Source organism: Streptomyces sp. NPDC006393, assembly GCF_040628575.1.
In the GTDB taxonomy this organism is placed as follows: Bacteria; Actinomycetota; Actinomycetes; order Streptomycetales; family Streptomycetaceae; genus Streptomyces.
The window spans coordinates 22,174-34,335 of sequence record NZ_JBEXZD010000092.1 but is presented as its reverse complement, the minus strand read 5'-3'; the positions used below and the strand labels follow the sequence as shown (position 1 = coordinate 34,335).

Sequence of the window (12,162 nt, the reverse complement as noted above, 5' to 3'; positions counted from 1 at the left end):
ACACGAGCGAGCCCGTGAACGAGGACGAGAACGAGAACGAGGACAAGAAGGAGGCCATCGCGCGATGAGTACCGCCTCGACGGCGTTCGCCGATTCGGCCATCATGCTGCGCCGCAACGTCAAACACACCCTGCGGAACCCGACCACGGTGTTCAACGCGGTGCTGTTCCCGATCGTCATCATGCTGATGTTCGTCAAGGTGTTCGGCGGCGCCTTCAGCGTCGGTGAGCACTACATCGACTACGCGACGCCGGGTCTGCTCGTGATGGCCGTCAGCTACGGCCTCGGTGCCACCGCGACGGCCGTGAACGACGACATGACGAAGGGCATCATCAACCGGTTCAAGACCATGGACGTCTCGCGCGGAGCCATGCTGACCGGACACGTCGTCGTCACCACGGTGCGCTGCCTGGTGGCCTGCGCGGCCATCATCGGGGTGGCCTTCGCGATGGGGTTCGACCCGGACGCGAGCGCCCTCGACTGGCTCGGCGTGCTCGGTCTCTTCGTGCTGCTCGCGGTCGGGGCCAGCTGGCTCACCGTCGCCATGGGCCTGGCCGCGAAGACCACGGAGTCGGCGGGCCTGGCCACCGTGCCGCTGATCATGCTGCCGTTCCTGAGCAGCGCGTTCGTGCCCGCGGACACCATGGGCGCCGGCGTGAAGCAGTTCGCCGAGTACCAGCCCTTCACCCCCATCATCGAGACGCTGCGCGGACTGCTGGCGGGCCATGTGTCCGGCGGCCACGCCATCGCGGCCCTCGCCTGGTGCGTCGGGTTCGCCGTCCTCGGGTACGTGTGGGCGCTCTCGACGTTCAAGAAGCGAGCCTGACCCGGACGGGCGGACCGGCCGGTCCGCCCCGAGCCGCCTCGGCGAACTCCGTGTCGCCGAGGCGGAGCCATGCCCTCTTCCCGTCGGAAGAGAACGGAACCCGCCACCCGTTCGACGAGAATCGGTCAAGGAGACGCCGATTATGGCTGAGCCGTTCGTCAGCCTGACGAACCCCGAATTCACGGACGACCCCATCGGCGCCTACGCGCGCCTGCGGGAGCAGTCCCCCCTCGTCCGCATCGGCTTCCCCGGTGGGCCGCCGGTCTGGCTGATCACGCGGAACGAAGACGTCAAGGCCGCGCTGAGCGACCCGCGGCTCGTCGTGGACTACAGCAACGTGCCCGGCCACCAGGGGCCCGGCATCGCGGACCAGATGGTCGCCGCGCTGGACCTGCCGGACGAGTTCGTGCCCTACGTCGCGGCCAACATGATGCTCAAGGACGGCAAGGAGCACGCCCGGCAGCGCCGCCTCGTGACGCCGGCGTTCTCCGTCCGGCGCATCAAGGCGCTGCGGCCCCGCATCGAGGAGATCTCCGCCCGCCTCCTCGACGCCCTGGCCGCGAAGGGATCCGGCGACCTCATCGAGGACTACTCCTCACCGCTGACCGGCACCGTCATCTGCGAACTCATCGGCATCGACGAGGCCGACCAGCCGCAGGTGCGCAAGTGGATGAACGAGTACACCGCACCCGACGCCGACCTCGCCGCGAGCGGCCGGGCCATGGTCGACCACATCAAGAAGCTCATCGCGCGACGCCGGGCCGAACCCGCGCAGGACATGATCTCCACGCTCGTGCAGACGAGCGACGAGAACGGTGACCGGCTCAGCGAGGACGAGATCGTCTCGATGGTGCTCCTGGTGGTGAACAACGGCCACCACTCCACGTCGCACTTCATCCCGAACGCGGTGCTCGCCCTCTTCGACCATCCGGACCAGCTGGCTCTGCTGCGCGCCAGGCCGGAAGCCCTGCCGCACGCCGTCAGCGAGTTGATGCGGGTCGCGAACCCCGTACCGACCGCCGGACCCCGGTACGCGACCGAGGACATGGAGTTCGCCGGCGTCCCGATCCGCAAGGGCGACGCCCTGACGGGCTCCTATCTGTCCGCCAACTACGACCCGCGTGTCTTCCCCGAGCCCGAGCGGTGCGACGTGGAGCGCGTGCTGAAGCGCGGGCAGGGCCACCTCTCCTACGGCGCGGGCCCGCACTACTGCCCCGGCGCTGCGCTCGCGGACCTCGAGGCCCGGATCGCCCTCGATCACCTGCTGATCCAGCGCGACAGCCTGGAGATCGCCGTGAGCCGTGACGCGCTGAGGTACACCGAAGCCACTCCCGGCGGCGCCCGGCTCCTCAACGCGCTTCCGGTGCGTCTGTGAGGACGGCCGGTGCGCCGGGAGTGGTCGTCCCGGCGCACCGGCCGGCGGTCGGTGCGCGGCCGCGGTCGCCTCACGCGTGGGCGACCTCGACGAGCTGCTTGACGCGCTGGTCCTGGACGAGTTCGCCCAGCCGCTCGACGCCCAGGGCGATCTGCTCGGGAGTGAGCACGCTGAAGGAGAGCCGGGCCTGGTGGAATCCGGCGGTGCCCCCGTAGAAGTGGTGCATGGGGGTCCACAGGACGCCGAACCTGGAGGCCGAGTACTCGAGCATGTCGTCGTCCGCCGGGAACGGCAGAGTGACGACGACGAACATCCCGCCCTGCGGCGTGTTCCACGAGACGTCCTGCGGCAGGCCCGGCACGGGTGCGAAGACGGACCTCAGACCGTCCAGCATGGCGGCCAGGTTCCGGCGGTAGACCTCGGCCTCGCGAGCGGTGGCGCGCTTGAGACTGCACCCGTTCTCGATGAGGTATCCGCCGATGACCGCCTGGGCGACGGTCGAGGTGTTGAGCGTCACCATGCTCTTCAGCTTGGCGAGGTGGTCGGCCAGGAGCACGGGGTCCGCGCAGGAGGCTCCCGCCGGGGTCACGGGCTGGTCCGCGATGACGTAGCCCACGCGGGCACCGGCGAAGGCGGACTTCGCGAAGGATCCGAGGTGGATCACCTGGTGCTGCTCGTCCAGGGCCTTGAGCATGGGCAGCGGGGAACCACCGGAACGGAAGAGGGTGTAGGGGTTGTCCTCGATGACGAGGATCTGCTCCCGTCGCGCCAGTTCGAGCAGGGCGATCCGGTCCGCCAGGGACATGCTGGCGCCACTGGGGTTGGCGAAGTCCGGGACGACGTAACAGGCGCGTGGCCGAAGTCCCTCGCGCCTGGCCGCCCCAATCTGCCGCTCCAGATCCTCCAGATCGATGCCGCCTTCGTGCTCCCGGACGCAGCGCAGGGGGGCGCCGGCCACCCGCGCCGCACCGATGAACCCCACATAGTTGGGCGTGGCGGCCAGGATGACGTCGCGCGTGTCCCGGACGAGCGCACGCAGCAGGAGCACCATCGCCTCCTGGCAGCCGGTGGTCACCACGATGCTCTCCGGGTCGACGGTGAAACCCTCGTCGATCTCCAGCTGGCGCGCGATGAGCTCGTGGATGAACCCCTTGGTGCGCCCGTACTGGAAGAAGGTGCGCCGCACCTGCTCCGCGGAGAGGCCCTTCTCGTCCTCGAGATGGCTTCGGAACGTCCTGAGGTGACGTGACAGGTCCTCGACGTCGTAGAAGCCTTCGAACGGCCGGCCCGCCGAGAACGAGACGGCCTCCGGGTACCTTCCCGCGAGCTCGTTGAGCAGCGTCATGGAGGTGAGTGCGGGATCGTCGACCGACTCGTGCAGGTCGGTGACACTCAACCGGATCGGCCCTGGTTGTATGGACATATTCACGTCATCCTCATCCGCCGGACAACTCGGCCCTGAGCTGGTGTCGGTCAATGTACGGCCCGCCCCTCGAGGCCTGGAAGAAAACGGCTGCAGAACCGGTTGAATTTCCGCTGTTCGGCAACGGTCCGGAATGGACGGCGGCGAGCCGTGGAAACGGCCGGCAGCAAAGCGTCCGAAATGCGCCCCACACTGTCCCGTCGGCGGGACAGCCCTTTTTTGTCGTGCCGGCGCGGGCCGAGGACGCGGCCCCCTCGGCAGAATGCCTCGAGGCGCTTGGGACGTTGACACCCTCCTGGGCAGCGGACAAAGTATGGGACTACTGAAAGAATGGCGAGAAAGCCCGGGGCTTGCCGCCGCGACCGGCCGGTGTCACGCGGCCCGGCGGATCGTCGTCGGGCACGAGCGTCGATCCGTACACCCCCCACGAGCCACTGGAATCGTGTACGCCGGGCGAAGAAACCGGACCGTGAGCGTCCGACCCGGCCGAAAAGCGGCTGCACATCAGGCGATGCCGCGTCGGCACTCCGGTTCGACCGCCTCTCCATGTACGGGGCCGAACTCCGGGAGCCGGCAGACGGTACGTCGTGGCGGCTCCACGCACTCGCTCCGCGCGGCACGTGGTACCCGACACCTGAGAAGGAGCTGACGCATGACCACACTTGGCGACGGCGTGCTGGAGAAAGCCGCGGCGGAATACGCCGAACAGGGCTTCTCCATCATCCGAAATGTCGTGCCACGGGAACTCCTGGAGGAGGTGTGCGACCACGTCGACTGGCTCACCAGAAAGTATCCGGATCTGCGTCCCGAGCACTTCCACCACCCGCTGATCCGCAATGACGCCTTCTGGGCGCGCCTGGTCTCGGACCCCCGTCTGGTGGACATCGCGGAGTTCTTCCTCGGCCCAAATCTGGCGTGCTTCACTGCCCACTACATATGCAAGCCCCCGTACGACGGACAGCCCGTGCTGTGGCACCAGGACGGCGCGTACTGGACGCTCAGCCCCATGGAGGCGCTGACGGTCTGGCTGGCCGTCGACGAGAGCACCACGGAGAACGGCTGCCTGCGGATGATCCCCGGCAGTCACGAACTGCCGCTGCACAAGCCGTCGCTCCGCACGGACACGGACAACATGCTGTTCTCCGCCTCCGACGAGGACCTGGTGCGGGAGTGGGTGGACAAGCGCGGAGTCGTGGACATCGAGCTCCAGCCGGGCGACGTCTCGATCCACCACCCGCATCTGCTGCACTACTCGGAGCCGAACACCTCCGCCAAGCGGCGGTGCGGTCTCGACATGGGCTACATCTCGACGACCACACGGATCCACAGCGATGGGATCTACCTCGACCCGCTGCTCGTCCGCGGGACCGACACCACCGGCCTGAACAGCTACCGTCCGTTCCCCGCCTACCAGGAGGGCGAGACGATCCCCTTCGCCGGGCAGGAGGAGTGGGACGCGAAGGTGGCCACGCTCAACGCGGCGCTGCCGGCGCGTTCCCGGGACCTTCCCACGGAGAGCCCGATCGAGACGACCCGGCACATGATCGACCGTCTGCGCGCGGGCACCGCGAAGAGCTGACCGCAGCCGCACCGGCCGGGGGCCCACCGCTCACACGCGGTGGGCCCCCGGCCGCACAGGAGCACCGCTGCACAGGAGCACCGCTGCCGGGGGCCTTCGAGGACGGTGGACACCATGCAGGGCCCAAGGCCGCCACCCGGCTCCGGCAGCCACGAGGCCAGGGCTCACCGTGCCGGTGAGCCCTGGCCTCGTGGCAGGCCGCGGCCCCTCACCAGTCGAACACCTCGCCGTCGCCCCGCTTCTCGATGCAGTACGTGCGGTAGGCCTCGGCCTTGGCGACCATGTCCTCGTCCCCGGTACGCCGCGCGGCCTCCACGTACCAGTCGAACGCCGCGGTGGCGTGCGCGCGCCGCTCGAAGTGCAGTTCGGCGAAGCGGCGGAAGTCCGACCGCATGGTCGCCGGCGTCAGGTTCCCGGAGCCGATGAGTTCCTCGAGTTCCGCCTCGGTCGGCTCGGGCCGTTCGACGACGCGGATCGGCTCGGTCGCGGGAATGTCGCCGCGGATCGCGAGGGGCTCCTCGGCGTCCGAGAAGTCGAGACAGAGCGAGAGCCGGGCGGCCTCGGCCGTGCTGCGCGCGGAGTGCGGGTCGGTCGAGTGGATCCGCCACACCTCACCGCGACGGATGTGATAGACGGTGCCGTTCTCGGAGTGGAGGGACTCCTCGCTGGTGCGCAGCGGAACCTGCACCCTGGTGCCGGGCTTGGCCCATTCGAGAAAGTCCACGTGCGGGGCGATGATTCCGTCACGAAGGCTGAAGATGCGCACCCACTGCAACCGGTCCACGGGAAAGTGCTCGGTCACCAGGGACATGATGTTCGGCAGCTGCTTGCCGAGTTCGGTGAGGGTCAGACTTCCCTCGTGCGGGCGGAAGGCGGTGTCGGAATCGGCGCCGCTGCCGTTGGCCAGTACATGGGACGACCAGGACCCGAAGGTGAAGGCGTCATATTTGCCGTCGTACTCGTGGCTGTCCACGACGGCCAATTCGGAATCCAGGTCGTACGAGTCGATGGGCAGCACCGCAAGCCGTTCCGACTTGAGCAAGGGAATCCCCTCCAACACATGATTGTTTGACGCACCCGGAAGCTGCTGGGCGTTCCACCCGGTCGTCACCATAATTCTTCGCGGATACGGAAGGCAACGAGACGGCCGCGCATGGAGAGCGCGGCCGTCCACAGAGAGAATTTCCGGCGCCACCGACGTCGCCGGCCGCTGTCCGGCACCGGGTCAGGGCAGGAACCGAAGAGCTCATCACTGTCCTGTCGGCAGGACAAGCGGTGCCCGGCGCGGTGTCCGCACTGTCATCTCTTGCACGGGGTTTCCCCGGCCATCTACGTTGGCGTCGCGATGGCCCCGAAGGCGCGTATCGACTACGTGATCAATTCCGGGACGGCGGTCGCGGACATCGGAGCCGGATCGCGAACACCCAGACGTTCTTTCCGAGACGGCAATGGCGTGGGCGGGCGTTCCCGTTTCGACAGAGGAAGGAAAAGGCTGGCCATGGAATCGTCGCCGCAGGTGATCCACCGGCGAGGTGGACAGGACGAGACGTCAGAACCGCAAGCCGCATCCTCGGGCGCGCCGGAATCGCTCGTGAAGGAAGTCTCGGCACTGTGGGAGGAATACCTCGACTGTGCCGAGGTCCGGGCGGAGGACGACTTCTTCGTGCTCGGCGGCAATTCACTGGCCGGAATCAAGATCATCGAACGGGTGGCGCAGGACTACGGCGTCCAGCTGTCCGTCCGGGACTTCTACCTGGCCCAGACCCCAGCCCGGGTCGCCGAGCTGATCGAGCGGGGGAGGGCGGGCACGTGAGGCTGACGCCGGGTCCCGCGCGCGACGTCGACCTCGACCGTGTCGACCTGTTCGACCTGGACCTGTACACCTCGGGCGATCCGCACCCGGTCTGGGACGTGATGCGGGCCAAGGCGCCCCTGCACCACCAGGTCCTCCCGGACGGCCGGGAGTTCTGGTCGGTGACCCGCCACGAGGACGTCTGCCGTGTGCTCGGCGACCACCGCGAGTTCACCTCGGAGCGCGGCACGGTACCCACCCACCTCGGGCAGGACGACCCCGCGGCGGGCGTGCTGATGACGTCCACCGACCCGCCGCGGCACACCGAGGTCCGCCGCCCGCTCGGCTCCAGGCTCACGGCGCGGGCGGTGAGGTCCTGGGAGGACAAGATCCGCGGGACGATCCGGCGCTTCCTGGAGCCGGCGCTCGAGGGCGACACCTTCGACCTGGCCGAACGGGCGCTGCTCCTCCCGGCGATGGTCACCGGCCCTCTCCTCGGCATCCCGGAGAAGGACTGGGAGGAACTCGTCCAGCTGACCGCGATGGTGACCGCCCCCTCGGACCCGCACTTCCGGCTCGGCAACGAAGCGGCGACCCTGGCCATCGCCCACCACGAGCTCGTCACCTACGTCAAGGAGTGGGTCAGGACGCGGCGGGCGAGCGGAGGCGAGGACGACAGCCTGCTCCACCACCTCATGAGCGTCCGTCCCGGCGGCGCGCCGCTGACCGACGAGGAGATCGCCCTCGACGGCTACAGCATCCTCCTCGGCGCCAACGTGACCACACCGCACACCGTCGCGGGCACCGTGCACGCCCTCATCGAGCGGCCCGAGCAGTTCGAGAAGGCGCAGGCGGACCCGACGCTGATCCCGAACCTGGTCGAGGAGGGGCTGCGCTGGACCTCGGCCGCCTGCAACTTCATGCGGTACGCGGTCGACGACGTCCACATCGGCGGGGGCACCGTCCCGGCCCGCGGGGCGGTCGTCGCGTGGATCGGTTCGGCCAACCGGGACGAGTCCCGGTTCCCCGATCCGCACACGTTCGACATCACGCGGAGCAACGCCAAGCGCCATGTCGCGTTCGGGTTCGGACCGCACTTCTGCATCGGTGCGCCGCTGGCCCGGCTGACCCTGCGCGTCTTCTTCGAGGAACTGCTCCAGCGGTTCGGATCGATCGAACTGGCCGGCGAACCGCAGCACCTGCGGTCGTACTTCATCGCCGGGATGACCCACCTCCCCATCGTCGCGCAGAAACGAAAGACGCCATGACACCCGGTTCCACCACCGCCCTGTCACCGTGGGTCGTCCGGCCGCCGTCCACCGACTCCCCCGCCCGGATCTTCTGCTTCCCCTTCTCCGGCTCCGGGGCTTCGGCCTTCAGCGCCTGGCCGGCCGCGCTCGACGACATCGAGGTCTGCCCCGTGCAGTTCCCCGGCCGCGAGAACCGGCTGGCGCATCCGCACTACGGCACCTACGAGAAGCTCGCCGCCGCCCTGGTCGAAGCCCTGACGCCGCTGCTCGACCGGCCGTTCGCGTTCTTCGCGCACTGCGCGGGCGCGCTGCCCGCGTACGAGACCGTGCTCAGACTCGCCGAACTCGGCCTGCCCACACCGGACTGCCTGTTCGTGTCGGGCCAGCCGGCCCCGCACGACGCCTCGCGCGACCGGATGCTCAGCATGACCGAGCCCGAACTGCGCGCCGAGGTGGAGTCGTTCGTCCGCAGCCGCGGGATCGAGCCGCGGCCGGACATGGTCGACATGGGCCTCATGGTGCTGCTGCGTGACCACGCGGCCGCGGCCGCGTACCGGCGCCGGGAGCCCGTCCAGGTGGACTGCCCCATCGTCGTACTGCACTGGCGGGACGACCCGGACGTGAGCCTCGGCGACCTCCAGGGATGGCGCCGCTACGCGCACTCGGTCGAGTTCCGGGTGGTCGACGGCGGCCACTACGACTTCATGGACGCGCCGGACGAGCTGCAGAAGCTGCTGACCCGTTGGCTGTGAGCGCGCTACGGCCGCCCGTGCCGGCCGTGCACCGAGGGAACCGGAAGGAACGCGTATGAGTGGCGCAGCCACCGATATTGCCGTCATCGGGATGTCGTGCCGCTTTCCCGGTGTGCACGACCTGGCCGGGTTCTGGCGCCTGCTGCTCGACGGGAGGTCCACCGTCGCGACGTTCCCCGGGCACCGGGCGGCCGACGCGAACACGCAGCACCTGTCCCACCCTGACGCCGCCACCTTGAACGCGGGGTCGTTCTTCGACTCCGTCGACGGGTTCGACGCGGAGTTCTTCGGAACCCCTCCGGCGGAGGCGGCCGCCATGGACCCCGTGCAGCGGCTGGGACTCGAGCTCGCCTGGGAGGCCGTGGAGGACGCGCGCATCCCGGCGACCGCGCTCGCGGGCCGCGAGATCGACGTCGTGGTCGGCGCCGCGCCCTCCGGGTACGAACTGCTGCGCAGGCTGTCCGGCAGCGACCGGGACGACCACTACGCCGCGCTCGGCTCCAGCGGTGCGCTGATCGCGAACCGGATCTCGGCCCTGTTCGACGTGCGCGGCATGAGCTTCAGCGCGGACTCGGGCCAGTCCTCCTCCCTGGTGTCGCTGGCGCTGACGTGCGAACGCATACGCGGCGGCGCGGTCGACATGGCGCTCGCCGGCGGCGTGCACCTGATCGTCGATCCGGAGGCGGGCAGCGGCCTGGCGAACCTGGGCGCCCTGTCGCCCGACGGCCGCTGCTTCCCCTTCGACGAACGGGCCAACGGCTTCATCCGGGGAGAGGGCGGGGCGTTCGTCCTGCTGAAGCGGCTCGACCTGGCCGTCGCCGACGGCGACCACATCTACGCGGTGGTGCGCGGCTGGGGCATCGGCAGCGGCGGCGCGTCATCCCGGATGCCGGACCCCAGCCCGACCGGGCAGGCGGCAGCCGTGCTGACCGCCCTCAGGCGCGCGGCCGTCCCGTTCGACAGCGTCGACTACGTCGAGGCGCACGGCACCGGCACACGGCTCGGCGACCCGGCCGAGATCTCCGGCCTGCGCCAGGTGTTCCGGGAGACCGGCCGCAGCCGCGCCCTGGCGATCGGCTCGGTGAAGGCGAATGTCGGGCACCTGGAGCCGGCCGCGGGGATCGTCGGCTTCGTGAAGGCGGCGCTCTGCCTGGACCGCGCCCACCTGGTCCCGAATCCGAACTTCCGCTCCGCCAACCCCGCCATCCCGGACCTTGAGGAGGACTTCGACGTCCTGAGGACCGCACGGCCCTGGCCGAGCGAGCCGGGCAGGCCGCGGCGGGCGGGGGTGTCGTCGATCGGAATGGGCGGCACCAACGCGCACGTCATCCTCGAGCAGGCCCCCGAGGCGCCGGCCCAACCCCCTGCCGCGGACGAGGACGGGGGCCGCGCCGCCGCCTCGGGGCCGGTGCCGTGGGTGCTGTCGGCACACTCGGAACAGGCCCTGCGGGAGCAGGCGGCCCGGCTGCGGGAGTTCGTGGCCGCCGACGCGGCCCTGTCCGCGACCGACGTGGGGCATGCGCTGGTGACGACGCGGTCGTCGTTCGAGCACCGGGCGGTGGTCCTCGCCGACGACCGTGAGGAGGGGCTGGCCGGCCTCGGCCTGGTGGCGGCGGGAGGTCACGCGGCGCGGGCGGTGCGCGGCGCGGCCACGGACCCGGCGGGCCCGGTCGTCTTCGTGTTCCCCGGCCAGGGATCGCAGTGGCTGGGCATGGGCAGGCAGCTGTACGCGGAGTCGACGGTGTTCGCCCGGTCGGTCGACGCGTGTGCGCGCGCTCTGGCGCCGTGGCTGGACTGGTCGCTGGTGGACCTGGTGACCGGTGCGAAACCGGCGCCGTCGCTGGAGCGCGGGGACGCCGTGGTCCAGCCCGCGCTGTTCGCGATGATGGTGTCCCTGGCGCGGCTGTGGCGGTCGCTGGGCGTGGTCCCCGACGCCGTGGTGGGCCACTCGCAGGGGGAGATCGCCGCGGCCTGCGTGTCGGGCGCGCTCTCCCTCGAGGACGCCGCGCGGGTCGTCGCCCTGCGCAGCCGGGCCCTGACCGCTCTGGCCGCGCGGGGCGGGATGAACGCGGTGGCCGCGCCCCTGGCCTGGGTCGAGGACCGGCTGGCCCGGTGGCCCGGGCGGCTGTCCGTGGCCGCGGTCAACGGGCCAGCCTCCGTGGTGATCTCCGGAGACCTCCCGGCGCTGGAGGAGTTCGCCGCGACGGCGGCCGGCGACGGTGTCCGGGTGCGCCGGGTCAGGATCGAGTACGCGTCCCACTCCCACCAGGTCGAACGCATCCGTGACCGGGTGCTGGAGGCCGCCGCGGGGATCGCGCCGCGGCGGACGGCGGTGGAGTTCCACTCCACGGTCACCGCGGGCCCGCTCGACACCCGTGCGCTCGACGCCTCCTACTGGTACGACAACCTGCGCTCCACGGTGCGTTTCGGCGAGGTCGTCGAGCACCTGATGCGCGCTCGCGGCGGCGTGTTCGTGGAGGTCAGCCCGCATCCCGTGCTCCAGGTGGCGATGGAGGAGACCGCCGACACACTGGCGAGCCCGCCGACGGTGGTGGGCACCCTGAGCAAGCACGACGGGAGCCTGGGCAAGGTCCTGGCGTCGCTGGCCGAGCTGCATGTGCGCGGGGTCCCGGTGAACTGGCGGACGGTGTTGCCCGCCGGCCGGCCGCGCCGGATCGGCCTGCCGACCTACCCGTTCCAGCGGCGGCGGTACTGGCTGACGGCGCCCGCCGGCGCCGGTGCCGCGGACGGCCCCGCCGGGGCGGACGGACCGGGCGCGCACACCGGGACGGCGGACCTGGGCTCGCCGTCCGCGGTCCGCGCGCTCGTGTGCGCCGAGACCGCGGCGCTGCTGGGCGCGAAGGGCGCGGGCCTGACCGGCACCGATCTCGAGGCGCGGTCCACCGAGACCTTCAAGGCCCTGGGCTTCGACTCCTCGATGGCGGTGGAACTGCGCAACCGGCTGGGCGCGGTGGCCGGGATCCGGCTCCCGGCCACCGTCGCGTTCACCTACCCCACTCCGCACAGGCTCGCGCTCCACCTCTTCTCCCTCCTCGACGAGCCCACGGCGCCCGCCGCCCCGGAAGCGGTGGAGGAAACGAGCCTGGAAGACCGCAGCGACGACGATCTCTACGCCTTGATCGACCGCGGATACGTATAGCCACA

Annotated in this window: 9 protein-coding genes; 7 read left to right on the top strand and 2 right to left on the bottom strand. The window is 70.4% G+C overall.

Going from position 1 to position 12,162, the window contains the following annotated elements; translation table 11 throughout:
* The first annotated feature begins 64 nt into the window (after positions 1–64).
* Both ABZ484_RS29220 and ABZ484_RS29215 read left to right on the top strand, forming a co-directional pair.
* Positions 65–826, top strand: a complete 762-nt coding sequence (locus ABZ484_RS29220) for an ABC transporter permease (RefSeq protein WP_358868923.1) — start codon at positions 65–67, stop codon at positions 824–826.
* Between the two features lie 142 nt (positions 827–968).
* A complete protein-coding gene (locus ABZ484_RS29215; protein WP_358868922.1) occupies positions 969–2,201 on the top strand; it encodes a cytochrome P450 in 1,233 nt (410 codons plus the stop codon).
* Between the two features lie 70 nt (positions 2,202–2,271).
* Here ABZ484_RS29215 and ABZ484_RS29210 read toward each other — a convergent pair whose 3' ends face one another.
* Positions 2,272–3,624 carry a PLP-dependent aminotransferase family protein gene (locus ABZ484_RS29210; RefSeq protein ID WP_358868921.1) on the bottom strand — a complete coding sequence of 451 codons (1,353 nt, stop codon included), beginning with the start codon at positions 3,622–3,624 and terminating at the stop codon, positions 2,272–2,274.
* A gap of 652 nt (positions 3,625–4,276) precedes the next feature.
* On the opposite strand from ABZ484_RS29210, the gene ABZ484_RS29205 reads away from it, so the two are divergent.
* Entirely contained in the window at positions 4,277–5,203 is a 927-nt protein-coding gene (locus ABZ484_RS29205) for a phytanoyl-CoA dioxygenase family protein (RefSeq protein ID WP_358868920.1), read from the top strand.
* A gap of 208 nt (positions 5,204–5,411) precedes the next feature.
* On the opposite strand, the gene ABZ484_RS29200 is transcribed toward ABZ484_RS29205, so the two are convergent.
* On the bottom strand, positions 5,412–6,245 hold the full coding sequence (locus ABZ484_RS29200; RefSeq protein ID WP_358868919.1) for a putative nonproteinogenic amino acid hydroxylase: 834 nt from the start codon (positions 6,243–6,245) through the stop codon (positions 5,412–5,414).
* A 303-nt stretch (positions 6,246–6,548) separates the two neighbouring features.
* On the opposite strand from ABZ484_RS29200, the gene ABZ484_RS29195 reads away from it, so the two are divergent.
* Genes ABZ484_RS29195 through ABZ484_RS29180 form a run of 4 tightly spaced genes read left to right on the top strand, consistent with a single transcriptional unit; the run spans position 6,549 to position 12,157 of the window.
* A complete protein-coding gene (locus ABZ484_RS29195) occupies positions 6,549–7,016 on the top strand; it encodes a phosphopantetheine-binding protein (RefSeq protein WP_358868918.1) in 468 nt (155 codons plus the stop codon).
* A complete protein-coding gene (locus ABZ484_RS29190; protein WP_358868917.1) occupies positions 7,013–8,263 on the top strand; it encodes a cytochrome P450 in 1,251 nt (416 codons plus the stop codon). The genes ABZ484_RS29195 and ABZ484_RS29190 overlap by 4 nt, the downstream gene beginning before the upstream one ends.
* On the top strand, positions 8,260–8,997 hold the full coding sequence (locus ABZ484_RS29185) for an alpha/beta fold hydrolase (RefSeq protein ID WP_358868916.1): 738 nt from the start codon (positions 8,260–8,262) through the stop codon (positions 8,995–8,997). Before ABZ484_RS29190 ends, ABZ484_RS29185 begins: the two co-directional genes overlap by 4 nt.
* A gap of 55 nt (positions 8,998–9,052) precedes the next feature.
* Entirely contained in the window at positions 9,053–12,157 is a 3,105-nt protein-coding gene (locus tag ABZ484_RS29180) for an acyltransferase domain-containing protein (protein ID WP_358868915.1), read from the top strand.
* Positions 12,158–12,162: the final 5 nt, after the last annotated feature.